We start from the raw sequence: 26,040 nt of genomic DNA, 5'->3' as shown, positions 1-26,040 counted from the left end.
TGTTCTTGGTGGCGTTGCCGCGCAGGTGCGAGGGCAGATGATGAACCGTTCCGGCGCCGGTCGTAGTCTACAAAGTCGAATGTTAACGCCGTTGTTCCGTGCTGTCGGCGGACGGCTGTGCGCCGCCCTTGCCTTGCTGGCATGCGCCGGTGGCGCACATGCGGAGGATGGCTACGCATTGTGGATGCGCTACGTGCCGGCGGCCGTGGAGGTCGCTGCCGGCTATCGGCTGCAGCTGGGCGAGGTGGTCGCCCCTGACCAGACGCCCACCCAGCGCGCCGCGCGTGATGAACTGGCGCGCGGCCTTCCCGGGGTACTGGGAACGGCACCGCCCATCCGCACGGACCTCGCCGGTGATCACGCCCTGGTGCTGGGCACGCCGCAGTCCTCGATGCTGGTCGCGCCGTTCCGCGAAGACATTGCCACCTTGGGCGAGGATGGCTACCTGATCAGGAAGGTCCGCAGCGGAGGACGCGATCTTCTGCTGGTGGCGGCACGGCAGGACATCGGTGTGCTGTACGGCGTGTTCCACCTGCTGCGGCTGCTGCAGCGTGGCGGATCGCTGGAGTCGCTGGACGTGCGGGAATCGCCCCGGGTTGCGCTGCGGGTGCTCGATCACTGGGACAACCTGGATCGCTACGTCGAACGCGGCTACGCGGGCAGCTCCCTGTGGGACTGGCAGACCCTGCCGCAGTGGCGTGACCCGCGCTATACCGACTACGCCCGCGCCAACGCGTCGCTGGGCATCAATGGCACCGTACTGAACAACGTCAATGCCAGCGCCCTGAGCCTGTCGCCGGCCTATCTCGCCAAGGCCGCCGCGCTGGCGGACCTGTTCCGCCCCTACGGCATTCGTGTGTACCTGAGCGCACGCTTCAGCGCGCCCATCGAGCTCGGCGGTCTGGCCACGGCCGATCCGCTGAATCCGGAGGTGCAGCGCTGGTGGCGGAAAAAGGTCGAAGAGATCTACGCCCTCATCCCGGATTTCGGCGGCTTCCTGGTCAAGGCGAACTCGGAGGGCCAACCGGGCCCGCAGGATTACGGCCGCTCCCATGCCGACGGTGCCAACCTGCTGGGCGATGCCCTGGCGCCGCACAACGGCGTGGTGATGTGGCGTGCCTTCGTCTACTCGCACGAGGTGCCGGAAGATCGCGCCAAGCAGGCCTACGGTGAGTTCATCGGCCTGGACGGTGCCTTCCGCCGCAACGTGATCGTGCAGGTGAAGAACGGGCCGATCGATTTCCAGCCCCGCGAGCCGTTCCATCCGCTGTTCGGCGCGATGCCACGCACGCCGTTGATGATGGAGTTCCAGATCACCAAGGAGTATCTGGGATTTGCGACGCACCTGGTGTACCTGGGCACGCTTTACGAGGAAGTGCTGCGGGCCGACACCCGGGTACGCGGACCGGGCTCCACGGTCGCGCGCGTGGTCGACGGTTCGCTGCACGGCCACGGGCTGACCGGCATCGCCGGCGTCGCCAACATCGGCGTGGACCGGACCTGGAGCGGCTCGCACTTCGATCAGGCCAACTGGTATGCCTTCGGGCGGCTGGCCTGGAATCCGCAGCAGTCTGCCCGCGCCATCGCTGAAGACTGGGCCGCGCTGACGTTCTCGCCGGACCCGCAGGTGACCGGCCCGATCGTGCGGATGATGATGGCCTCGCGCGAAGCGGCGGTGGACTACATGACCCCGCTGGGCCTGCATCACCTCATGGCCCGTGGGCATCACTACGGCCCCGGTCCCTGGGTGGATGGGGGGCCGCGCGCCGACTGGACGTCCGTGTACTACCACCGCGCGGACCGGCACGGCGTGGGCTTCGACCGCACCTCAGCCGGGAGCAACGCGGTATCCCAGTATGCCCCGGCGGTCGCCGCGGAGTACGGCGACCTGGCGCGGGTGCCGGAGTCGCTGCTGCTGTGGTTCCATCATGTGCCGTGGGATCACCGCATGCGTTCGGGGCGGTTGCTGTGGGACGAACTGGTAGGACGCTACTCGCGTGGCGTGCGCCAGGTGCAGTCCCTGCAGGCTACCTGGGCAACCCTGCAGGGCCGGATCGATCCACAACGCTATCAGCACGTGGCCGCGTTCCTGCAGATCCAGCAGGAGGAGGCGCAATGGTGGCGCGATGCCAGCGTGGCGTACTTCCAGTCGCTCAGCGGCCGGCCGTTGCCGCCCGGCGAACCGCCACCGCCGCACCCGCTGTCGTATTACCAGGCATTGCAGTTTCCTTTCGCACCGGGGGATGGACGATGAGCATGATCGGACGGGCCGGGAGGGCGGCCTTGCTGCTGGCCCTGGCTGCAATGGCCGGGTCCGTCGCGGCACGGGAGCCGGCGGCGTTGCTGCATCCGCTGTTCCAGGATCATGCCGTCCTGCAGCGTGATCGGCCGATCGCGGTCTGGGGCCAGGCGCCTGCGGGGCAGGAAATTTCCGTGACCTTCGCCGGGCAGGCGGTGACCACGCAGGCGGATGCCACGGGCCGATGGCACGCCACGCTGCAGCCGACTCCGGCAGGCGGCCCCCACATGCTGCAGGCAACGTCCGGCAAGGACATCCAGATCGCCCGCGACATCCTGGTCGGCGATGTCTGGCTGTGCTCCGGACAGTCGAACATGGAGCTGCCCGTGTGGCGCGCGCTCAATGCAGGCAGCGAGATCGCCTCCGCCACGCTGCCGACGATCCGCCTGTTCACCGTGCCACAGGCCGCGGCGGTGCAGGCGCAGACGACATTCCAGAGCGCGGTTGCCTGGACGCCGGCATCGCCCGCCACGGTGCGTGACTTCTCCGCGACCTGCCTCTACTTCGCACGGGAGCTGCGGCGCACGGTCGCCGTGCCGATGGGATTGATCCAGGCCGCCTGGGGCGGCTCGCGGATCGAGGCATGGACCAGCGTCGAGGCGCTGCGCGCGCAGCGGGGCATGGCAGAGCCCCTGGATGTCCTCGCGCTGTATGCCGATGATCCCCTGGCGGCACGCGCACGCTGGGGGCGGTACTGGCAGCAGTGGTGGGCGACGCGCGATGAGGCTGTGCCCGGCGCAGCGCCGTGGCGCGCGGAGGCCAGCGACAGCGGATGGCAACCGGCGCCGGCAGCGCTGGGCGCATGGGAGCATTGGAACGTCCCGGCGCTTGCCGATTACAACGGCATGGTGTGGTATCGCACGCAGGTCACGCTGAGTGCGGAACAGGCGGCACAGGGCGCGACGCTCGAACTGGCATCCGTTGACGAGACGGACATGACCTGGGTGAACGGTGTCGCCGTGGGCAGCCAGTATGGCGCCGGTGAGCGGCGCTATCCGCTGCCGAAGGGGCTGTTGAAGGCCGGGTCCAACAGTGTCGTGGTCAACGTGCTGGACACCTACGGTGAAGGTGGCCTGGCCGGCCCTGCCACCGCACATGCGGTGATCCTGGAGGACGGTCAGCGGGTGGTGCTGGATGCGTCCTGGCAGTACCGGATGGCACCTGGCGGACAAGCGCCCCCGTTCGCTCCCTGGCAGGCGGCGACGGGTCTATCGACGTTGTACAACGGCATGATCGCGCCGCTGGGCGCGTTCGGACTGCGCGGCATGCTGTGGTACCAGGGGGAGTCGAACACCGGCGACGGCGCCGGATATGCGGCACTGCTGCGCTCGCTGCGGGATGACTGGCGACGCCAGTTCGGTGCAGGCACGCCGTTGCTGCTGGTGCAACTGGCTGGCTATGGCCAACCGCCCGTCGCCCCTGCGGACAGCGGATGGGCGCAGGTGCGCGACGCACAGCGCCGGGTCGCGGCCGAAGATCCCCGCAGTGGCCTCGCCGTGGCCATCGACATCGGCGATGCCTACGACATCCACCCACCGAACAAGCAGGAACTGGGTCGCCGTCTGGCCCGGGTCGCGCGCCACGTCATCTACGGCGAGCACGCAGTGGCCCCGTCAGGGCCGGATGCGGCCAGGGCCCTGCGCGTGCCGGCAGGCGTGGCCGTGGAATTCGAGGATGTCGACGGCGCCCTGGCAGCAATCGGTTCGAAGCACCCCATCGGCTTTGAACTCTGCGATGCCGCTGCCCCGCGCTGTGAGTACAGCGACGCCGAACTGGATGGACGCCGGGTGGTGTTGCGCAGCCTGCCTTCCCTGCGCCCGACGCATGTCCGCTACTGCTGGGCCGATGGCCCGGTGTGCACGCTGCGTGACAGCAGCGGGGCGCCGGCCGGTCCGTTCGAACTTCCCATTGCCGACGCCGAGGCCCGACGATGAAGATGTTGTCCCTGCAGCACCCTTCTGCCCGGCGCGCCCGGGTGTCACTGGCGCGCCGGATGCTGGCAGCGATGTTCGCGCTGTCGGCGGCGACCGCCCATGCCGCCTCGCCGGAGGCCGCGCCGCCGGTGTACTTCGACTGGTTCGAGTACCGCGCTCATGACACCGCGTTTGAGGCGCCGCTGCCGGCGGGCCACTACCGCAACCCGATCCTGGCCGGCTTCCACGCCGATCCGAGCATCGTGGGCGCGAACGGGAAGTTCTATCTGGTCAACTCCAGCTTCACCTACTACCCGGGCATTCCGGTGTTCGAGAGCGTCGACCTGGTCCACTGGAAGCAGATCGGCAACGTGATCGACCGTCCGACACAGCTGGATTTCGACGGTCTGAGCGTCTCCCGCGGTATCTTCGCGCCCACCATCGAGTTTCACGAGGGAACCTTCTACGTCGTCACCACCGCGACCGACAGTGGTGGCAATTTCATTGCCACCGCGCGGGATCCGGCGGGACCGTGGTCCGATCCGCACTGGTTGCCCAGCATCGATGGCATCGATCCGTCACTGTTCTTCGACGACGATGGCAAGGTCTATCTGATCAACAACGATGTGCCGCCTGGTCCGGCGCGCTACGACGGCCACCGCGCCATCTGGATGCAGCAGATCGATCTGTCGGCCTTCAAGCCGGTCGGCCCGCGCAGGGTGCTGGTCGATGGTGGCGTGGAGCCGTCGAAGAACCCCATCTGGATCGAAGGGCCGCACATCTACAAGCGTGAGGGCTGGTACTACCTGTCCGACGCCGAAGGCGGCACAGGGCCGCAGCATTCGCAGGTGGTGCTGCGCAGCCGTGATGTATGGGGGCCGTACATCCCCTATCCGGGCAATCCCATCCTGACCCAGCGCGAGCTGCCGGACGACCGGCCGCTGCCGATCACCAATGCAGGGCACGCCGATCTGATCGAGGGCCCGGACGGCTCGTGGTGGGCAGTGTTCCTTGCCAGCCGCAATTACCAGAAGCGGCACTACAACACCGGGCGCGAAACCTATCTGCTGCCGGTTCGCTGGCAGGATGGCTGGCCGCAGATCCTGCCGACCGACCAGGCCATTCCCTATGTGGTCAAGGCACCGTCCTGGATGCAGGGGCAGGCGTCCCAGGCGCCGCTGACCGGCAACTTCGTCGACCACGACCCCTTTGATGGGCCGACGCTTGCCGCCCACTGGCTGCGCGTTCGGGTGCCCAAACAGGCCTGGGCCGACCTGGGTGACCGGCCGGGCATGCTGGCCGTGCACCCGCTTGCGGAGAATCTGGACACGCTGCGCAATCCGGCGTTCCTCGGTCGCCGCCAGCAGCATCTGCGCTTCGAGGCGAGTACCGAGATGTCCCGTCCGGCCATCGGTGTCGCGGCGGGCCTGGCTGCATTCCAGAGCGAGGCCTACTGGTACTTCCTTGGCGTCCGCAGCGTGCGCGGTGATCGTCTGTCGGTCTTCCTCGAGGGCCGCGACGGCAGCGGCACCACGCGAACGCTGGCCAGCCGCGAGGTCCCCGCATCCGCGGTCCTGCGTCTGAAGATCGCCGGGGATGAGGCCGACTACGCGTTCTCGTTCGATACCGGTGACGGGCAGGGCTGGCAGACGCTGGCACGCGATGTGGATGGCACGGTTCTGAGTACTGATCGCGCAGGCGGCTTCGTAGGCGCACTGCTGGGACCATTCGCGCGCGATGAGCGCGCCGGGAGGAGCAAATGATGATATCGACTTCGTCCAACGGCGCTGTACACCGCGGCACGCGGCATGGCCGGCGGGCGCTTTATGCTGCGCTGCTGTGCGTGGCGACCGCCGCGTCGGCCGCTGCGCCGCGGCCGTGGCTGGATGCTTCGGCCAGCTTCGAGCAGCGGGCCGCATCGCTGGTCGCCCAGATGACGCTGGAGGAGAAAGCCGCGCAGATGCAGAATGCCGCGCCGGCGATCGAGCGCCTCGGTGTGCCGGCCTACGACTGGTGGAACGAGGGGCTGCATGGCGTGGCGCGGGCAGGGCAGGCCACTGTCTTTCCACAGGCCATCGGACTGGCGGCGACGTTCGACGTGCCGCTGATGGGCGAGGTGGCGACGACCATCAGCGACGAGGCCCGTGCGAAGCATCACCAGTTTCTCCGCGAGGGATCGCACGGGCGTTACCAGGGGCTCACGTTCTGGTCCCCGAACGTCAACATCTTCCGTGACCCGCGCTGGGGCCGTGGCCAGGAAACCTACGGCGAGGATCCCTACCTGACTGCCCGCATGGGCGTCGCCTTCGTACGTGGCCTGCAGGGCGATGACCCGGTGTACCGCAAGCTCGATGCCACGGCCAAGCATCTGGCCGTGCACAGCGGGCCGGAGGCCGACCGTCACCACTTCGACGCGCGGCCCAGCCGGCGCGACCTGTACGACACCTACCTGCCGGCGTTCGAGGCGCTGGTGAAGGAGGGCGATGTCGATGCGGTGATGGGCGCATACAACCGGGTGTACGGTGAGTCAGCCAGTGCCAGCCGGTTCCTGCTGCGCGACGTGCTGCGGCGTGACTGGGGCTTCAAGGGCTACGTCGTCTCGGACTGCTGGGCGATCGTCGATATCTGGAAACATCACCGGATCGTTGCCACCCGTGAAGCCGCCGCAGCGCTGGCGGTCAGGAATGGCACCGAGCTGGAGTGCGGACAGGAGTACGCCACGCTGCCCGCAGCCGTGCGCCAGGGCCTGATCACCGAAGCGGAGATCGACGACGCGGTGACACGCCTGTTCGCCGCACGGATGCGCCTGGGCATGTTCGATCCACCGGAGCGGGTGCGTTGGGCGCGGATTCCCGCCTCGGTCAACCAGGCGCCCGCGCACGACACCCTGGCGCTGAGGGCCGCCCAGGAATCGCTGGTCCTGCTGAAGAACGAGGGGGTACTGCCGTTGTCGCGTGACCTCAAGCGCATTGCCGTGGTCGGTCCCACGGCTGACGACACCATGGCGCTGCTCGGCAACTACTTCGGCACACCGGCCGCGCCGGTCACGATACTGCAGGGCATCCGCGATGCGGCGAAGGGTATCGACGTGCGCTACGCCCGTGGCGTGGACCTGGTCGAGGGGCGTGATGATCCCAGCGCGACGCCGCTGATCGAGCCGACCTTCCTGCGGCCGTCGGCGGCGTCGACCGAGCGTGGCCTGCGTGGCGAGTACTTCCGCACGGCCGACCTGTCGGGCACGCCGGCACTGGTCCGCACCGACGCGCAGATCGGCTTCCGCTGGGACCGCGGTTCGCCAACCGACAATCTGCTTGCCCGTGGTGAGGCGGCGCCGGGGCAGGGCATTCCGAGCGATGGTTTCAGCATCCGCTGGACCGGACAGCTGCTGCCGCCGGTATCCGGGCGCTATCGGCTGGAGGTGGCCGGCGACGACGGCTTCCGCCTGTATCTGGACGGCAAGCGCGTGCTGGACCACTGGGTGAACTCGGATCGTCTGCACGCCGAAGGTATCGACGTCGATCTGCAGGCGGGCCGCACCTACGAGCTGAAGCTGGAGTACTACGACGACGAGCGCGATGCGGGCGTGCGGCTGGGCTGGCGCATGCCGGGCGCCAAGGCACCCTTCGACGAAGCCCTTGATGCGGCCCGCGACGCCGATGTCGTGGTGTTTGTCGGCGGCCTGACCGGCGACGTCGAGGGCGAGGAGATGACCGTCAACTATCCGGGCTTCGCGGGCGGGGACCGGACCGATCTGCGGCTGCCGGCACCCCAGCGCACCCTGCTGGAGGCACTGCATGCCACCGGCAAGCCGGTGGTGATGGTGCTGACCGGCGGATCGGCAATGGCCGTTGACTGGGCCCAGGACCATCTGCCGGCGATCCTGATGAGCTGGTACCCGGGGCAGCGCGGCGGCACTGCCGTGGGCCAGGCGCTGTTCGGCGACGTCAACCCCGCGGGTCGCCTGCCGGTGACCTTCTACAAGGCCGGTGAAGCGCTGCCGGCGTTCGACGACTACAGCATGGAGGGCCGTACCTACCGGTACTTCCGCGGCACCCCCCTGTATCCGTTCGGCCACGGGCTCTCGTACACCCGCTTCGATTACACAGCACTGCGCATTGATGCGGACAGGATCAATGCCGATGGCCGGCTGGGTGTGCACGTGGACGTGACCAACACCGGCACACGCAGCGGTGACGAGGTCGTGCAGCTCTATGTGCGACGCCAGCAGGCCGGCAGCGACGAGGCCGTGCAGGAACTGCGTGGCTTCCAGCGTGTCCATCTCGCCGCCGGCGAACGGCGCACCGTGACGTTCTCGCTTGAGGCACCGCGGGACCTGCGCCGTTATGACGAAGCGGGCGGTGCCTATGCGGTGCCACCCGGGGCCTACGAGGCGCGGGTCGGCGCCTCGAGTGCCGATATCCGCGCGCGGGCCGGGTTCTCGGTGGAGGCCGTGCATGGCAAGCACTGAACACACCCTCACGGTGCGCGAGAAGCTGGGCTACAGCCTGGGCGATCTCGCGGCGAACCTGATCTTCCAGACCCTGATCACCTATCTGGCGTTCTTCTACACCGATGTCTACCGGCTGCCGCCGGCAACGGCGGCTACGATCATCTTCGTGGTCGGCATGCTCGGCGCGTTCGTTTTCACCCCGCTGATCGGCATCGCCGCAGACCGCACCTCGACGCGGTGGGGGCGGTTCCGTCCGTGGATCCTGTGGACGGCGATCCCGTTCGGCGTGCTGTCGCTGCTGGCGTTCAGCACGCCAGAACTGGGCGAGCGCGGCAAGGTCATCTATGCGCTGGGCACCTACGCTCTGCTGGTCTTCGTCTATGCAGCGAACAATCTGCCGTACTCCGCACTGAGTGGTGTGCTGACCGGCAGCATGGCACAGCGCAACAGCCTGTCGGCCTATCGTTTCGTGGCCGTGATGATCGCGCAGTTCATCATCCAGGTCCTGCTGATGCCGCTGGTGCTGATCCTGGGTGACGGTGACCGCGTGCGTGGCTTCGAACAGGTGATGACCGTGTTCGCCATCGTCGGGACGGTGTTCTTCCTGATCACCTTCGCCACCACGCGCGAGCGCATCGTCCCCACCCGCGAGCAGACCGGAGGCGTGCTGCAGGATCTGTCTGACCTGCTGCACAACCGGCCGTGGCAGGTGATGCTGGCCCTGACCGTCCTGGTGTTCATCAACCTGGCGCTGAAGGGCGGCACGTACATCTACTACTTCCAGTACTACATGAGCGACGCTGCGCTGGTCGACTTTCTGGAAAACTCAGGATTCAACGGCCTGATCGGCGCGCTGAACGCAGGTCTGGGTAGTGCCGGATTCGCCGGCTTCAGCTGGCCCAAGGACGCGGCAACCTCGGCCTTCAGCCTGTTCAATGCCTGCGGAATCATCTGCATGATCCTGGGCATCGGCGTGTCGCGACGGCTGGCAGACCGCTTCGGCAAGCGTGACGTCTTCGGTGGCGCACTGTTCATCTCCACCCTGTTCCTGCTGGCCTTCTACCTGTTTCCGCCGACGGCGGTCGGCGTGGCCTTTGCTGCCTTCATGCTGCATGGATTCTGCTACGGCATCACCATCCCGCTGCTGTGGGCGATGATCGCCGACGTTGCCGACTACTCGGAATGGAAGAACCATCGCCGGGCCACCGCGATCATCTTCTCGGCGATGCTGTGCGGCCTGAAGATCGGCCTCAGCGTGGGAGGCGCCCTGGTCGCCGGCATTCTTGCCCACTACGGCTACCAGGCGGGTATGGCGACACAGCCCGAGGGCGTGGTTGAGGGCATCCGCCTGACCGTAAGCGTCTACTGTTCCCTTCCTTTCCTGCTCGCCGTGGCGCTGCTGTTCGCGTACGAAATCGACAAGCGCGCGGAAGCCCGCATCGAACAGGACCTCCAACTGCGTCGCCGCACGGCCGACGCGTCCGCGTAACCCAACGATGACGACCATGATCGACCTCTCTCCAGGCGACGACGGCGGGGCCGACGACGCCCGCCTCGCGCAGCTCACCCGGCACGCCATCTCGCAGCCGCTGGTGACCCATATCTACACCGCCGATCCGTCGGCCCATGTCTTCGAGGGACGGCTCTACATCTATCCCTCGCACGACATCGACGGCGGCCAGCCGTTCGACGACGAGGGTGGGCACTTCGGCATGCAGGACTACCACGTACTGCGGATGGACACGCCCGACGGCGACGCCATCGATTGCGGCCAGGCGCTGCACCTTGACGACGTGCCGTGGGCGCACAAGCAGATGTGGGCGCCCGACGCCGCCTGCCGCGACGGGCGCTACTACTTCTATTTCCCGGCCAAGGATGCGCAGGGCCTGTTCCGCATCGGCGTGGCGGTCGGCGAACGGCCGGAGGGACCATTCATTCCCCGGCCCGAACCGATGCAGGGCGCGTACTCGATCGACCCGGCCGTATTCGAGGACGAGGACGGCAGCCACTATCTGTACTTCGGTGGGATCTGGGGCGGACAGCTGCAGCACTATCGTGACAATCGGTACGACACCGCGCACGAGGAGCCGACAGGCAGTGCGCCGGCGCTGGGGCCGAGGGTGGGCCGGCTCGATGCCGGCATGACCGAACTGGCCGAACCCACGCGCGAAGTGCAGATCCTGGACGAGCACGGCCAGCCGCTGCGCGCGGACGATCATGCGCGCCGCTTCTTTGAAGGGCCGTGGGTGCACAAGTATCAGGGCCGGTACTACCTGTCCTATTCCACGGGCAACACGCATCTGCTGTGTTATGCGATCGGCGACAGCCCCTATGGCCCGTTCACCTATGCCGGCGTACTGCTGACGCCCGTAGTGGGCTGGACCACGCACCACTCCATCTGCAGCTTCAAGGGACAGTGGTATCTGTTCTACCACGATGCGCTGATGTCCGGCGGCGTGACGCATCTGCGCTCGGCCAAGTGCACGCCGCTGCACATGGAGGCCGATGGCCGCATCCGGACCATCGACCCCTATGGTGCATGAGCGCAGGCTGCCGGTGGACGACGCGCTCGCCCCGCTGCCGGCCGGTGAGCTGCACTGGCTGCGGGCGGGCGATCTCGAAGTGGCGCTGGCGGCCGGGGCAGGGGGTCGACTGGCACAGATGCGTTACCGGGGCGTCGACTGGCTGGTGGACGCAGAGGAGGGCGGAGCGGCGACGATCGCCTGGGGCTGCTATCCGATGGTGCCGTGGGCTGGGCGCATTCGTCGTGGACACTTCAGCTTCGACGGTGCACCCCATGAATTGCCGGTCAACTTCGGCGGGCACGCCATTCACGGGGTCGGCTTCTCCAGGCCCTGGCAGATCGACAGCCTCGACGCGACGAGCGCCACGCTGACGCTTGATCTGCCGCGTGACAGGTACTGGCCCTTCGGTGGCGTTGCCCGACAGGTCATACGCCTGCAGGCACACTGCCTGCAGCTGCACCTCTCGGTGCAGGCTGCGCAGCAGGCCATGCCGGCAGTACTGGGCTGGCACCCGTGGTTCCGCAAGCCGGACCGGCTGCTGTTCAAGCCTCGCGCGATGTACCCGCGTGACGAGGAGGGTATTGCTGTTCTGCCGTGCGTGCCGCCCACGCCAGGTCCATGGGATGACTGTTTCATCACCGACCGTGATCGTGACATCGCGCTGGTGCGCGGCGGGCAGCGCCTGCGGCTGCGATCGGACGGCGACCACTGGGTTGTCTACGACGGTGCCCCCCACGCCACCTGCGTCGAACCGCAGAGCGGGCCACCTGATGGCTTCACGCTTGCGCCGCGCCGGCTGCAGCCCGGTCAGCAGCTGGCGCAGACGTTCGAGCTGGTCTGGGAGCAGGACGCCCCCTGAACTGCGGCGCGGTTCAGCGCAGGGCGGGAACTGCGACGGAACGGGCCATCACAGGCTCCAATCGATGCGCAGGCCTGCAATCAGCGCATCCGGCAGGTCACGCTGGCGCGCAGGTTCGTTGAACTGGTCGGGATGGACGATGTAGTGCAGGTTCGGCGCAATCCGCAGCTGTGGGGTGAGCTGGATGCCGTAGCTCAGCTCCATCATCACCTGGCTGCCATGCGGGGTGCCGCTGCCACCGGCTGCGGCTCGCGCCAGGCGCAGGTTCTCCAGGGCGATGCCGCTGTACTTCTGCTGGGTCACAACGAAGGCGATGCTGTCCTGTGGACGGCGGGCGAAGGTGCCTTTCTGCACCAGGCCGGCCTGCAGAAAGTGATCCTCGATCAACTGGCCGGAGGTGCCCTTGAGCACGGCGCCGAAGACCGTCAGGCCGCGACCGCTGCCATCACCGGTCAGCTGCTGCTCGAAACGGGCAAATGCACCGGAGCGACCGTGGCGGTTCGCGTAGTCCTGGCCACTGAGCACGGCGGGCATTCCGTTGATGTCGCGCAACGGATCACGATAGGTCGAGTTGTCCTGCCAGCCACCCAGTTCATACCGGGCCCGCAATCGCGCCGAAGCCGGGCTGCGCCAGCCGATCGTGTACGGCACGATCCAGCCGGTGGCCTGGTGCGTGCTCCATTTCAGGCCATGCTGGCCGTCTTCGGCCTGACTCGGATCGACCTGGTAGGCGCCGACGCGCAGATAGACATCCGGCGTCAACCAGGTGGTGGCATCGGCCATCCAGCTCGACACCGGCCACCAGGTGAAGTTGCTGGTGCGGAACACGTAGGTCGGGTTGCCGCAGGCCGAATTGCCCTGGAAGTACTGGCACAGTTCGGAGCCGAGGAAGTGGATGTTGGCGACGCTGCGTCCGGCTTCGAGCACCAGGCGGTCGTCGAGCAGTTTCTGTTCGAGGGTCAGATTGGCCAGACGCGTCCCCTGGCCACCGTAGATTTCCTGCACCGAGGTGCTGTTGCCGGTGCTGCTGGCAGCCAGGTTGGTGCCATGGCGGTTGATGCCGTAGGCCTTGATCGTTGCCCCCTGCCACCCGAACGCGGCCTCCAGGTTCACGTCCGCGCCGAACATCAGCTGGCCGGCGTAGGCGGTGCCGCTGTTCTTGCCGCCGTCGAGCGTGGCCGCGGCTTCGCCGGTGTAGGAAAGCTTGGGTGAAATGACCTCGCCCCGGTCGGCGGCCGCGGCCAGCGAGGGCAGCGTCAGCAGGAGTGCGGCCAGCAGCAGGCGGCGGGAGGAGCGGGGCATGGGCGGAAGTCCTGTAGATGGGCAACGACGCGGCCCCGGAAAGCCGGGACAGCCGAGTGATCGAGGCAGGGAGAACGGTCAGGCCGCGGCGGTGACCGGCTTCTTGAGGAGACGCAGCGCGAGCGCCGTCACGGTGACGCCGGCCAGCAGCGCCAGCAGGTAGACGCCCAGATGGGTGACCGCGTTCGGGATCGGCAGCACGAACACGCCGCCATGGGGGACCTTCAGTTCGACGCCCGCGGCCATCGAGATCGCGCCGGCCACGGCCGAGCCAAGGATCAGCGCCGGAATGGTGCGCAGCGGATCGCGCGCGGCGTAGGGGATCGCACCTTCAGTGACGAAACTGAGACCGAGCACGCCGGCGGCTCCGGCAGTGCCGCGTTCCTCGGCCGTGAAGCGGTTGCTGAACAACCACGTCGCCAATGCGATGCCCAATGGCGGCGTCATGCCGCCGATCATCGTCGCTGCCATCGGCGTGTAGACCTGGCTGGAGATCAATGCAGTGGAGAATGCATAGGAAGCCTTGTTGACCGGGCCGCCCATGTCCACCGCCATCATTCCGCCCAGCAGCAGACCGAGCAGGATCGCGCTGCTGCCCTGCATGCCCCGCAGCCATTCGGTCAGCCAGGCCAGCAGCCCTGCGACCGGCGTGCCGATCACGTACATCATCAACAGGCCCACCAGCAGGGTGCCCAGCACTGGCAGGATCAATACCGGCTTGAGGCCCTCCAGGCTGCGCGGCAGGCGCAGCGCTCGGTTGATCCAGTGCACGCCATAGCCGGCAATGAAGCCGGCCAGGATGCCGCCGATGAAGCCCGCGTCCATGTTGACCGCGACCAGCCCGCCGATCATGCCGGGCGCGATGCCAGGGCGGTCGGCGATGGAGTAGGCGATGTAGCCGGCAAGTGCCGGCACCATCAAGGTGAAGCCGGCCTTGGCGCCGATCTGGAACAGGGACCAGGCCAGCGTGCCCTTGTGTGCATCGTCGAAGGCATAGATGCCGCCGAGGGCGAATGCCAACGCGATCAGCAGGCCACCTGCGGTCACGAACGGCAGCATGAACGATACGCCGGTCATCAGGTGCTTGTAGGGGCCGGTGCCCTTGCTCTTCTCGGGTGCGCGGCCCGGAGCAGACGCGCCGGCGTGGACATTGGCCTCGGCCAGCGCCTTGCGGAGCAGGTTCTGGCCATCGTTGATCGCGGGCTTGGTGCCACTCTTGAACAGGCGCTTGCCGGCGAAGCGTGACAGATCCACTTCACGGTCTGCGGCGATCAGCACCAGGTCGGCGGCAGCGATTTCCTCGTCGCTCAACGCATCCTGCGCACCGACCGAGCCCTGCGTTTCGACCCGGATTGCGTGACCAAGCGCCTTGCCGGCCTGCTGCAGGCCTTCGGCCGCCATGAACGTGTGGGCGATGCCGGTCGGGCAGGAGGTGACAGCGACGATGCGCTTGCGAGGGTCCGCCGCATCGGCCTTGGGCACAGCAGTTTCCAGTGATGCCAATGCAGCGAGTGGATCGTCCAGCACTTCGCCGAGGCCGGCGCGCACCACCGTCGCAGTGTCGAAGCGGGTCAGATCGGCCTCGCCGTCGCCCACCAGCAGGAGCGTCGTCGCGGTGGCGTGTGCGGCATCAAGTGCGCCGGTCACGCCCTGTTCGCTGCGGATCTCGATCACCAGTTCGAGGCCACGCTGGCGGGCGGCGCGGCGCAGCGCTTCGGCAGCGAGAACGGCCTCGATGCTGCGCGCGCCAGCGGCGATGATGACGGGGAAAGGGTGCATGGGAACTCCTGGAATTCTTCGGGTTCTGTTCTGCGTGAGGCGCTGGGGCGGGCCGTGGGGCCTGCAGCGCCGCCTGCAGGGTTTCAATCCAATCGTTCGATCAGTACATCGTCCGTCCACCCGCGGACCTGCGCCGGATCCAGCCGTCGCGCGTCGCCGCTGTGCAGGCGACTCATCGAAAAGGCCGTTGCCAGGCGCGCGCAGCTGGCCAGGTCGAAGGCCGGCTCAAGCAGTGCGGCGGAGATACCGGCCACCATGGCGTCGCCCGCACCGACCGTGCTGCCCTGCGACAGACGCGGGGGACGCGCGATCAGGGCGCCGTTGCGATCCATGAACAGCGCGCCGTCGACGCCAATCGAAATCACCACCAGCGCAACCCCGCGTTCAAGCAGGCGCAGGCCGGCAGCGCGCAGGGCGCTCCGATCCGGCAGCGGCGTTCCGGCCCACGACTCCAGTTCGTGGCGGTTGGGCTTGACCGCATAGGGCACTGACGCGTGTGCGCTGCTCAGGGCGGCGGCGAGCGCATCGCCGCTGGTGTCGAGCAGTACCCGCGCGCCCGCGCCGCCCGCCTGCGCCTGCAGTCGCGTCCATGAATCGGCCGGCAGGCCGGAGGGCAGGCTGCCGGACAACACCACCGGCAGCTGTGGCTGGAGCACGGCGGCGAGTCGTCGGCACACCGCATCCAGATCGGCGCCGTTCAAGGGCAGGCCGGGCAGGTTGATATCAGTGGTCTCGCCGTGGGTCTCATCCACAAGCTTGATGTTGGTGCGGGTCCTGCCCGGCACGCGCAGGCAGCCGTCGGTGATGCCGCGCGCCGAGAACAGCGCACTGAACACGCCCGGGTTGTCCTCGCCGATCACACCCAGTGCGGCTGTCGGCACGCCCCAGTCGGCCAGGCAGGCGGCAACATTGATGCCCTTGCCCCCCGCGTCGTCGCGGCTGCTGAAGGCACGATGCACATGCCCCGGCTGCAGGCCCGCCAGGCGCACGGTCTGGTCGATCGCCGGGTTCAGGGTGACGGTGACGGCGCGGGGGGTCATGCGCGCGCTCCCTCAAGGGCACGCACCTGTTCGGTGGTTTCGCAGTCCAGTGCCTTGCCGGCCAGCGCCTGCAGATCGGCCAACCGGGTACCGCGCAGGCGGGCCTTCACCGCCGGAACATCGTTCGGGGTCATCGACAGCTCGTCCACGCCGAGACCGGCCAGCAGCATGGCGCCGAACGGGTCGCCCGCCAGGCCACCGCAGACGCCGACCCAGCGCCCATGCGTGCGTGCGCCGTCGACCGTGGCGCGGATCGCGCGCAGCACGGCGGGATGCAGGCTGTCGGCCTCGACGGCGAGTTCCGGATTCTGGCGATCGATCGCCAGCACGTACTGGGTCAGGTCATTGGTGCCGATCGAGAAGAAATCGGCATGGCGCGCCAGCACATCGCTCTGGGCTGCGGCTGCGGGCACTTCGATCATGATGCCGATCGGCACTTCGGGCGCCTCCAGCCCGATGCGCAACCGTTCGCAGATGGCACGCAGCGCGATCAGTTCCGGTACGGACGTGATCATCGGGAACATGATCGACAGGCGCGCACCGTCCTTCGCCGCGCGATACAGCGCCCGCAGCTGCGGCTCCAGAAGATCGGGACGGCGCAGCAGCAGGCGCGCGCCGCGCACGCCGAGGAACGGGTTGTCCTCATGCGGCAGCTCCAGGTGCGCAACCTGCTTGTCGCCGCCGATGTCGAGCGCGCGCACGATCAGCGGGCGGCCATCCAGGGCGCTGGCCATCGCCCGATACGTGGCGTACTGCCCATCCTCGCTGGGCGTGCTGCCGCGCTCGAGGAACAGGAACTCGGTCCGCATCAGGCCAACGCCTTCGGCGCCCTGTTCCAGTGCCAACGGCACCTGTTCGGGCAGGTTGACGTTGGCACCGATGTCGATGCGGTGGCCGTCGGTCGTCTGCGCGGGCTGCGCGCGTTGCGCGGCCTCGCGTTCGCGGATGTGCTGCTGCTCGGCGATCCAGGCGCGGGCCGAAGCGAGATCGGCATCGGACGGAGACAGATAGAGCCGCCCGCTGCTGCCGTCGATGATGGCCTCCACACCCGCTTCAATCGTCAGCAGATCCGCGCCACCGGCAACCAGCGCCGGCAACCCGAGCGTGCGCGAGAGGATCGCGGTATGTGAGGTGGGCCCGCCCTGTGCGGTGGCCAGACCGAGCACGCGACGGGTGTCGAGGTTGGCGGTGTCTGACGGTGAAAGGTCGGCCGCGAGCAGGATGCAGGGGTAGGCGGGCAGGTCGGCGAGACCACCGCCGGCCGCAGACGGATCAAGCTGTGCCAGCACACGCCGACCCACGTCACGCAGGTCGGCTGCGCGCCCGGCGAGCACCGGATTGCCCAGCGCCGCCAGTCCGGAGGCAATCTGTTCGATGGCCTGGTGCCATGACCACGCGACGCCATGGCCTTCCACCATCAGCTGACAGGTGCGGGTGATCAGGTCTGTGTCGTCGAGCAGCGCGGCCTGGGCCCCGAAGATCGCCGCATCGGATGCGCCGAGCCGGCGCTGGGTGTCGTCCTGCAGCGCCGCCAGCTGCTGGCGGGTGCGGCCGAGCGCGTCCTGCAGGCGTGCACCGCCTTCCCCGAGCGGGGCGGGGTGGTCGGCGACGTTGGTCTGCCTGCTGGCGAGCACATGGATCCGGCCGATCGCCAACCCGGGGCTGGCACCAATGCCGACGATCGCTGCCTGTGCCTCCGGTGGATTCCAGCCCGCGACCGGCGCCGCCTTGCGCTGTGCTGCACGTTCGGCATCGGCCTTTTCCTGAGCCACCAACCCCTCCATGACCCTGCGCAGTGCGGCCAGCAGTGCCGGCGCATCCGCGCCTTCGGCAGACACACTCACCGGGTCGCCATGACGCAGACCCAGCTGCAGCAGCGCGACCAGGCTCTTGGCATCGGCCGCCTGGTCGCCTGCGCGCACCTGGGCACGGGCGCTGAAACTGCGGGCCGTCTCGGCCCAGCGAGTGGCAGGGCGCGCATGCAGGCCATTGGGGTAGGCGATGGTCCAGCCGAAATGCTCGGCCAGATCCTGCGCTGGAACATCGTTGGCCAAGGTGGTGACGTCGCCGGCCAGCGCTGTCACGATCTCGCTCGCTTCGGCGGTCGTGAACAGACGCTGCAGCGTGGCGTCATCCTGGATGAGCCGGGTGAGCCGGCGCAGCAGGGTGATGTGGGTGTCGGACTGGGCGGCGATGCCGACCACCAGCCGCGTCACCTGGCCCGGATTCCATTCGACACCGTCCGGCAACTGCAGCACGGCAATGCCATCGCGGCGCACCAGATGGCGGTCCTCGCCGAGCCCATGCGGGATCGCCACACCGTGGCCGAGGAAGGTGTTCGCCAGCTGCTCACGGCGGCCCATGCTGGTTTCGTAGCCCGGCGCAACGCAGCCGGCGGCCAGCAGCATCTGTGCGGCCTGGGCGATGGCATCTGCCTTGTCACGGGCCCGTGCGCCGAGGCGGATCAGTTCGTGGCTGACGGGAGCAGGGGCGGGGAGGGAAGACAAGGCGGGCTCCGGGAAGGGTGTGCTGGCGTATTGGGAACGTTCCCAGTCCGCATTTCAATGTGCACTGCACAAAAATCCAATAGTACTTTGGCGTTAGCATTGTCCTGAACGGCCGTCGCGCTGCGGCCAGCACAGTTGACCGGGAACGTTTCCAATCCAATGAGCATCAGCATCAACGACGTGGCGCGCGTGGCGGGCGTCTCCAAATCCACGGTGTCGCGCGTGCTGGGTGGCGGCCCGGTCAGTGGAGAGGTGCGCAGCCGGGTCGAGGCCGCCATCCGCCAGACCGGCTATCGCCCGAACCTGCAGGCCAGGCGCCTGCGCTCCCGGCATACCGGCATCATCGGGCTGGTAGTGGCGGATATCCGCAACCCCTTCTTTACCGCGCTGATTCGCGCGGTGGAGGAGGTCGCCTATCGCGAGGGCCTGCGCGTCACCCTGTGCAACACCGACGAGGACCCCGAGCGCGAGGCACTGTACCTGCAGTTGATGCACGAGGAGCGCATCAGCGGGCTGATCTTCGCGCCGACCCGGACCACGGTGGGGCGGCTGGAACGGCTCGCGCTGGACTATCCGACGGTACTGGTGGACCGCGCCGCGCCGGGCGGGGCGATCGACAGCGTGGTGCTGGACAATCCGGCGGCCATGGCCGGCCTGGTCGAGCATCTGGTTGAACGCGGCTATCGGCGCATCGGCGGCCTGTTCGGCAGTACCAGTACCACTGCGGCCGAACGTCGTGATGGCTATCTTGCGGCCATGCGCAGGCATGGGCTGGAACCGGACTACCGGGAAGTCGAACCCACGGCCGAGGCCGCCATCAGCACCGCCGGACAGTGGCTGGCTGGGCCTTCGAGGCCCGAGGCGCTGGTTACCAGCAACAGCCTGCTGCTGATGGGAGCACTGAAAGCGGCACGCAGCGCAGGACTGGCGATTCCAGGCGCGCTGGCGCTGGCGGGGTTCGACAACGAGCGCTGGACCGAACTGGTTGAACCGGGCATCACCGTCGTCGAGCAACCGGTGGAAGAGATGGGGCGAGCCGCGATGTCGCTGCTGCTGGAGCGCCTGCGTGCACCTGACATGCCGGTGCGCCGGCTGGTGATGACCGGTCGCTGCGTGGTCCGGGGATCAACCGCTTCGCGATAGTTTCCGGACGCCCGGGGCCTGCGGAACTGCGTTGCAGATCGTGGAGAACAGATGATCTCGGCCGATTCGTACCGATTAACGTGACGCGTCACGGCTAATGTGTAATGAGATGCCTTGCTGAGCGACCAGGAGCAGCTGCGCAACGCCAAGGGCGAATGGCTGCGCTGCCGTGAGTAGCAGAACAGGCATCAGTCGCGAGGCTGATGGTTACTCCAGCGAGCTGCGGGCCCGGCGACGGATTACGTCGGCCAGATCAATGATGCCGGCCCGACCAAACGGACGCTTCTGGCCACCTTGCGCGGTCTCCATCAAACGGCGCCATTCATGGGCCTGCACGGCAAGAAGGGAAAGCCATGCCAAGTCCTCGGGGAGCAGTTCACGACCCTCAGGCGTGACCAGTCGGCCGCCCTTGAACGAGAAGCCGGCCCAAGCACCGGTAAATTTCCGATCACGCATCATTGTGGCTCGATGTCAGAGTAGGAGCCGGGACGCGGCAAGAGGCGTGCCGGGATGCCCTTGCTGGGTCGGCTCGAACATAATATACATTATGCGAAATGCCATGCTTGACCTGATCCGGTTCGTGGGCTCGGCTTGGCAATGGTTCCGGCTCTGGCTTGGCTCTTGCCTGCTGACGAAGCAGGTAAATCTGTTACCAAGCGCCAAGTAAAAGTGTTACGTGTTCGAACACAGCGCCTTTAGAACATGAGCCTTTGCTCATCATCCTAACATTTGCCGCGCAGGATATCGGCAGACTGACTGGCCGTGGCGGCCAGCGAGGCTCCGGTGATCCAGTTCTTAGTCGACCACATCCAGCGCAAGAACAAGACCGGTCTAGTCAGCGAGCTGCCTCCGGCGATCGACCAGGCGCTGGTCGCCGTCGGCCTCAAGGCCAAGGTCGGGCCGTTGAAGCTGTCGACCGTGGTCCAGCGCGTGGCTGTTCTGTCCACCGCGCACAAGCTCACGCGGCTCGCCAACCCTTGCGAGCTACCCAGCGTGCGCACCCTGCTCAGTCGTGCGCGGCGTGCGGCGGTCAAGCGTGGAGAGCGGCCGGCCAAAAAGACCGCTATCACCCGCGCCGAGCTGGAGGCCATGCTGGCCACCTGCGATGACAGCTTAGAAGGCCGGCGTGACCGTGCCCTGCTCTGCTTCGGCTTCGCCAGTGGCGGGCGTCGGCGCAGCGAGATCGCGGCAGCGGACATGCGCGACCTACGCAAGGTCGGCGAGGACGGCTACATCTATCGACTGGAGTACTCGAAGACGCAGTAGGCGGGGGTGACGGTGGATTCGACGCCAGACAAGCCAATTCTAGGGCGTAGCGCCGAAGCGCTCGCAGCCTGGCTCGATGCGGGGGAGATTCATGAGGGTCCGATCTTCCGGCGCATTTGGACAGGGCGTGTCGGCCCTGCCCTGCTACCGGGGTCAGTGGCGTCTATCGTGAAGCGCCGGGCGAAGTTGGCGCGGCTTGAAGGGGACTTCGGAGCGCACAGCCTTCGATCTGGGTTTGTCACAGAAGCGGGCAAGCAAGGCGTACCTTTACCGGCGGTGATGGCCATGACAGAACACCGTTCTGTTGCGAGCGTGATTGGCTACTTCCAGGCCGGAACTGCGGAAGATAACCCTGCCGCTCGCTTGCTGAAGTGATCTGAGCTCGTCTGCAAACGGCCAAAGGCCCAACATCAGCACTTTGCATGGCCGTCATCATCCAGTGATATAAAAACGACCGAAAACTAACTTACAGGCTCAAGGCGCTAGCTCGGGGCAAGGCAGCCTACAGGGCGGCATTTCGAACTCTCAGGTGCAAAGGTCGCCGATCTCGCGTTCGACGAGCCGGAAACGCTCCTTAATCTCTTCACCCGCATAAAAAGCGAGCATGTCTTCCTTGGTGAGAGTCCCCTCGGCGAGGAACTTGATGAGGTAGCGCTGATTGAATTCGGCAAGAAGGATGCCTTTCTCGATCTGCGCGAGGATCTGCTTCATATTGTCGATGTTGGCGATGACGAGATGCTTCACCAACGCCATGTCTCGTGCATCTTTGATCAGCCGATTCACGATGATCTTGAGGACGTCGGTGTCGAGCTCGAGCGTCTTCGCATTGAGCGCGATGTCGCGCGCAAGCATATAAGCAATGGCGAGATTGCGATAATCGCCCTTCTGGGAATCAATAATTGCGATCAGACCGATACCGGGGAGGAACTTCACGTCCTGGACGGCGGCAAGGATGCTGTTGTCGATGAGCGAGACGTCGAACACGATGATTCCGGCCTGGCTGTCGCGATTCGCCTGCGCCTCAAGCAATTGGCTCCAAGCGGTATCCGCCTTTTTGGTGAAGACGTCCTTGGTCCGAATGTCCCCCAGGCGGATGCTCTTGTCGAACTTGCACTCGATCGCGATCCGCTTGCCGCTGTCGCCGGCCAAATGGCACACAATGTCGCCTGTCTTATTGCGACGCATCGTCCCGGTGCGATCGCCGGTCAGTTCGATCCTGTCAGTGATCTTCTGGCGATCGAAAAACTCCGACAGGAAGTCGGCGATATCGGCCTCGGCGAGTACGCCCTTCACCGCCGACCGATAGAAAAGTTCCTTCTTCATGTCGAAGATAAGCTTCAAACTTTCGAGCTCGGTGCCGAGCTCGTTCGCGGTTCGCGAGAGGAAGCTTGAAAGTCGGTCCTCCATGAGCGCCAGAACTCCGATATAGAGGGCCTTGTGGAGCTGCTCATCGCGATCCGCGGCGGCGAGCCTATTGAAGAACTCGAACAGGATTTTGTTGTCGACCTCGAAGGCATCGAACTGAACGCGGCTATTCTTCTGATCGAGGCTGACAAGTGGCATCTTAGACTCGGCTGTAGCGATAATGACCCTTGATGGACGCTGCGAGGAACTCGCCCTTCGATCCGGCCTGATCGAATGCCTGAGCGATCTGCGGCGGCACCTCATAGTAATGGTATCGCCCGCCGTTGAGAAACTCGATCTCGAGCAGCAGCTGATCCTCGTCATAGCGGATAGCCGCGACGTTCGACGAAGTAAAGGGAGCAAATTCGTACCAGGCCATGTAGTCATTCCTTCTTGGGTGGAGTGTGGACAGGGTTCTGCTGGAGCCAAGTCTCAACAAAATATCTATAGTCCGCGGGGAAATGGGACTTCAGATTCCAACCGCCCGGCGTCATCGATTCTTCGGGCGCGACCTCATCGCAGATTAGTGGATCCTGGCTGTCAGGACGACGATCACGGGGCGGCGCCTGGATCATAGTGCGCATCGGCAATCGAACCGCTTCACCTAAGATGATCGCCTCACCGGTGCGCAGCACTGGCAACATACTTGTCAGGCCCTCAAGATTGTCCGAGAGCGCGCTGGTCACATGCGAGCGATCGGTGGAATTGCTCAACCGCATCGCGAAGAAGGTCCCGCACTGCGACAGAATCGTCGGGTTAATCTCAGCCGGACGTTGGCTAACGATCATCGCGCCGATTCCATATTTGCGACCTTCCTTGACGATACGCTGCGTCGCGATCGAGGCCGCGCTACTCCCGTCGTCGCCAAGATAGCTGTGCGCTTCCTCCATCACGACGAGAAGCGGACGCTCGCGCCCACCTTCCGATAGGTTCCGTGCCCAAAAGAGGCCATCGTAAAGAACGCGCAAGATATTGCCGATGATGTCGTTCGTCACGGTCGAGGGGATGCCCGACAGGTCGAGGATAGTGATCGGCTTGTCGCTGCCGAGCCATTCACCGACCAAGTCGGCGAGCGTCTTGGTCGTCTTGCCGTCAAGGTCGGGATGCCAGTCACCCGCCTTCAGCAAGAAGTCGTAACGGGCGACACGGAGCCGAGCACCCAACGCCTCGAGTGGCCCCCGGATGTTGAGGGCGTCCGGCAGCCAGTTGATCTTCTCCGGATCGTTCGCGACATTTTTGACCTTACGAAAACGTGGCGGTATGCCGGCTTGGGCATCGCCCATGACTTTCGCGTTGGAGGCGTCAAGCTCATAGGCCCAGTTCGATTGATCCGCTGGGCTCGCGCCATTGGCACTGAGATAGGTGCCAAATTCCCGGCAATAGAGTCCGTACCAGAGCTTGTTGAGCGAGAAGGGAACCGGGCTGTCGGCGGTGATGCTGGCGGGGTCCACACCGGCGATGGGCTGGACTGCCAGGCTCGCGATCTTGGCCGCAAGGATCTCCTCGAGGATGATGTTGCGGGCCTTTCCATCGGACGGGAGGCTCCCAAACGTCACCCGCAACAACTCGTCGAAACTCAGCGCCCAGAAGGGAATGCACAGCCGGCGTTCGTTGGCGTAGCGGGCGTCGGGGCTGATCTTGAAGATGCTCGCGCGATCGCCGAGCGCTTTGCCATATTCGCCGTGGAGATCGAGCACGACGATCCGCGCCGACGGAAAGCGGCTTTCGTCTGACAAGACATTCAAGAGCCCCGCGACCGTCGTCGACTTGCCCGAACCGGTTGTCCCGACCACGGCGCTGTGACGGGTCACAAGCTTGTTGACGTCGACCAGCGCATCAATCGACTCGCTGCCCGCGACATGACCAACGCGGACGAGGTGGTTCTGCTTGTCCGACCGGCCATAGATCGCCTGAAGATCGGCTTCGGAGACGAGATGGACCTCGTCCTCGAAAGTTGGATATTGCGAGATACCGCGCTGAAACCGGCCCGTGCGGTAGCCCTCGCCGATCAGTTGGACCGTCATCCAGCGTAGGCCATTGGGCATCGAGAGGGCCGCCTTCTCGGGCACCGCACTTGCTCCCACCTGAGAGACGATGCCGTAGAGATCGACATAACCGACCGGGATTTTGACGAAACTGCCGATCTGGCCGATCTTATGTCCTTGGCCCTGCACGAAGCTCAGGCCCGAGAAGCGGTCCGACGTCAAAGTGACGCTGACCGACGTGCCGCTGACGTCCTGGACCGTGCCGATGACGGTCGCCCGGTCGGCAATGTCAGACCGGATCATTGCTCATCCCATCACCCGAAAGGCCACGTAACAGCATGCCGAGCGCGGCGAAGTCTCCGAGCCGCAGGGTAATCTTGTCGCCATCCTTCACGAGGATGCTGGACGGCAGCAAGAGATCATCGGTCCCTTCGCCCGACCACTCACCGAGCGTGCGGCCGACGATAGCTTTGTCGAACCCAAGAAGGCTCAGATTTGGCGTCGCCAGCGCGCATTGGCGTGCAAGCTTGTATTTCTCCCACTCAAGCTCACCAAATACGCAAGCGAAGGCATGTGCGGTCGGATTGGCCTCGAGGCTACGGCAGATGACGTCGTTGATATGCTCGTCTGCGAACGAATAGCCGCAGATGAAAAGCAGCGACGACGGAGAGAGCAAGAAGGCCTTCAGGCGATCGAGCATCGCGAGATACGGCATCTTGCGGCTCTGGTCATATTTGAGATGCGATGGGTAGATCAGATAACTCTGTTTGTCGGTCTTCTCGTCGCTGCGCACGACATCGGTCTTGCCTTCAAGACGCCAGTTAAGTGAGCCGTGGATCTTCCAGAGCCGGGTCCAGCGTGGCGGTAGCAAGGCCTCATCCTCGACCGCGCCAAGGTCGAAGAAGGCTTTTCGCGCGCCGATGAAGCCATCGAAATAGGGCGCCGAGCTCTCCTCGAGCGCTTGCTCCATCAACAGATCGTAGTTGGTCGTGAAGAGATGGACCGGCCGCTCGCGACGGATCGAACGACTCCAGATCGCAAGATTATGATAGGGGCTATCCTTTGCCGGAAGCTCGCGCCGGACCTCTTTGGAGATCACGTCGCAGACATTAGTGTCGAGAGCGATGAGCTCGGCGGCGGTCAGCCCACGCACATCGCCGGCGCCGGCGACGCTCGAAAACACGCGGATGCGGCTGAGCAGAAGCTCAATATTACCGCCATCGCCGCCGTCATCGGTCACGATCTTGACGATCTTGTCCCAGGTAGACGGGTTGTCGACGTCCTTGCTGGACAGCTGCTCTGCGATCACGTTCGTTAACCCCGCCACGTCCCAGATCAGAGGGTCGGTTACGATCTTTCCGCCCTCCTTCCGCTCATTGACTCGGATCGACAGCGGACACCCGGCGCCCAGAAAGAAGCCTATCGGTTTGCGGTTCTGCGATAGGGCTTGTTGAATGAAGCTAATCTGACGAGCCGGATCATGTTTTTGCATCTCGCCCCCTAGCATGCACTAATGAAACATCACCTTTTGTCGAGCAATATAAGATAAAACTAGTTGCATTGATACC

17 protein-coding genes and 1 pseudogene are annotated in these 26,040 nt (G+C 65.9%); 9 read left to right on the top strand and 9 right to left on the bottom strand.

The genetic code is table 11. The annotated features are described in order from the left end of the window. Positions 1-79 precede the first annotated feature (79 nt). Genes ABE543_RS01440 through ABE543_RS01410 form a run of 7 tightly spaced genes read left to right on the top strand, consistent with a single transcriptional unit; the run spans position 80 to position 12,046 of the window. The gene (locus ABE543_RS01440) at positions 80-2,254 is read left to right on the top strand and encodes an alpha-glucuronidase family glycosyl hydrolase (RefSeq protein ID WP_346475186.1); all 2,175 of its coding nucleotides are present in this window, start codon (positions 80-82) and stop codon (positions 2,252-2,254) included. Continuing rightward, the gene (locus ABE543_RS01435) at positions 2,251-4,233 is read left to right on the top strand and encodes a sialate O-acetylesterase (RefSeq protein ID WP_346475185.1); all 1,983 of its coding nucleotides are present in this window, start codon (positions 2,251-2,253) and stop codon (positions 4,231-4,233) included. Before ABE543_RS01440 ends, ABE543_RS01435 begins: the two co-directional genes overlap by 4 nt. A gap of 59 nt (positions 4,234-4,292) precedes the next feature. Next, a complete protein-coding gene (locus tag ABE543_RS01430) occupies positions 4,293-5,975 on the top strand; it encodes a glycoside hydrolase family 43 protein (RefSeq protein WP_346475213.1) in 1,683 nt (560 codons plus the stop codon). Further along, the gene (locus ABE543_RS01425; RefSeq protein WP_346475184.1) at positions 5,975-8,680 is read left to right on the top strand and encodes a glycoside hydrolase family 3 C-terminal domain-containing protein; all 2,706 of its coding nucleotides are present in this window, start codon (positions 5,975-5,977) and stop codon (positions 8,678-8,680) included. The genes ABE543_RS01430 and ABE543_RS01425 overlap by 1 nt, the downstream gene beginning before the upstream one ends. Next, positions 8,667-10,151, top strand: coding sequence for an MFS transporter (locus ABE543_RS01420; RefSeq protein ID WP_262100664.1), 1,485 nt, complete (start codon positions 8,667-8,669; stop codon positions 10,149-10,151). Before ABE543_RS01425 ends, ABE543_RS01420 begins: the two co-directional genes overlap by 14 nt. Before the next feature lie 16 nt (positions 10,152-10,167). Next, a complete protein-coding gene (locus ABE543_RS01415; RefSeq protein WP_346475183.1) occupies positions 10,168-11,205 on the top strand; it encodes a glycoside hydrolase family 43 protein in 1,038 nt (345 codons plus the stop codon). Continuing rightward, complete coding sequence (locus tag ABE543_RS01410; protein WP_053516389.1) at positions 11,195-12,046, top strand: aldose epimerase; 852 nt, start codon at positions 11,195-11,197, stop codon at positions 12,044-12,046. Before ABE543_RS01415 ends, ABE543_RS01410 begins: the two co-directional genes overlap by 11 nt. A gap of 48 nt (positions 12,047-12,094) precedes the next feature. Here the strand turns inward: ABE543_RS01410 and ABE543_RS01405 are convergent, their stop codons facing one another. The 4 genes from ABE543_RS01405 to ptsP form a co-directional block, all read right to left on the bottom strand. After that, positions 12,095-13,348 (bottom strand): carbohydrate porin, encoded by a 1,254-nt coding sequence (locus tag ABE543_RS01405; RefSeq protein WP_346475182.1) that lies wholly within the window; start codon positions 13,346-13,348, stop codon positions 12,095-12,097. Between the two features lie 78 nt (positions 13,349-13,426). Next, positions 13,427-15,127 (bottom strand): fructose-specific PTS transporter subunit EIIC, encoded by a 1,701-nt coding sequence (locus ABE543_RS01400; protein ID WP_053516393.1) that lies wholly within the window; start codon positions 15,125-15,127, stop codon positions 13,427-13,429. Between the two features lie 83 nt (positions 15,128-15,210). Next, positions 15,211-16,167, bottom strand: coding sequence for a 1-phosphofructokinase family hexose kinase (locus ABE543_RS01395; RefSeq protein WP_111186963.1), 957 nt, complete (start codon positions 16,165-16,167; stop codon positions 15,211-15,213). Then, complete coding sequence (ptsP, locus tag ABE543_RS01390; protein WP_346475181.1) at positions 16,164-18,674, bottom strand: phosphoenolpyruvate--protein phosphotransferase; 2,511 nt, start codon at positions 18,672-18,674, stop codon at positions 16,164-16,166. The genes ABE543_RS01395 and ptsP overlap by 4 nt, the downstream gene beginning before the upstream one ends. A gap of 159 nt (positions 18,675-18,833) precedes the next feature. On the opposite strand from ptsP, the gene ABE543_RS01385 reads away from it, so the two are divergent. After that, complete coding sequence (locus ABE543_RS01385; protein WP_111186961.1) at positions 18,834-19,817, top strand: LacI family DNA-binding transcriptional regulator; 984 nt, start codon at positions 18,834-18,836, stop codon at positions 19,815-19,817. 207 nt (positions 19,818-20,024) lie between these two features. Here the strand turns inward: ABE543_RS01385 and ABE543_RS01380 are convergent, their stop codons facing one another. Continuing rightward, positions 20,025-20,273 (bottom strand): DUF3653 domain-containing protein, encoded by a 249-nt coding sequence (locus ABE543_RS01380; RefSeq protein ID WP_164152119.1) that lies wholly within the window; start codon positions 20,271-20,273, stop codon positions 20,025-20,027. 327 nt (positions 20,274-20,600) lie between these two features. On the opposite strand from ABE543_RS01380, the pseudogene ABE543_RS01375 reads away from it, so the two are divergent. Beyond that, positions 20,601-21,458: pseudogene (locus tag ABE543_RS01375) on the top strand (site-specific integrase). A gap of 150 nt (positions 21,459-21,608) precedes the next feature. On the opposite strand, the gene ABE543_RS01370 reads toward ABE543_RS01375, so the two are convergent. From ABE543_RS01370 to ABE543_RS01355, 4 genes are read right to left on the bottom strand one after another with little or no spacing between them, the layout of a single operon-like run. Next, positions 21,609-22,646 (bottom strand): hypothetical protein, encoded by a 1,038-nt coding sequence (locus ABE543_RS01370; RefSeq protein WP_346475180.1) that lies wholly within the window; start codon positions 22,644-22,646, stop codon positions 21,609-21,611. A gap of 1 nt (position 22,647) precedes the next feature. Beyond that, positions 22,648-22,866: a KTSC domain-containing protein gene (locus ABE543_RS01365; RefSeq protein ID WP_346475179.1), complete on the bottom strand. Its 219-nt coding sequence runs from the start codon at positions 22,864-22,866 to the stop codon at positions 22,648-22,650. Between the two features lie 4 nt (positions 22,867-22,870). Beyond that, entirely contained in the window at positions 22,871-24,775 is a 1,905-nt protein-coding gene (locus ABE543_RS01360; RefSeq protein ID WP_346475178.1) for a DUF87 domain-containing protein, read from the bottom strand. Next, a complete protein-coding gene (locus tag ABE543_RS01355) occupies positions 24,762-25,964 on the bottom strand; it encodes an SIR2 family protein (protein ID WP_346475177.1) in 1,203 nt (400 codons plus the stop codon). Before ABE543_RS01355 ends, ABE543_RS01360 begins: the two co-directional genes overlap by 14 nt. Positions 25,965-26,040: the final 76 nt, after the last annotated feature.

The sequence above is a fragment of the Stenotrophomonas sp. TWI169 genome, assembly GCF_039674705.1.
Lineage (GTDB): Bacteria > Pseudomonadota > Gammaproteobacteria > Xanthomonadales > Xanthomonadaceae > Stenotrophomonas > Stenotrophomonas maltophilia_P.
The sequence above is the reverse complement of the archived record's forward strand: the minus strand, read 5'-3'. Positions and strand labels throughout refer to the sequence as shown.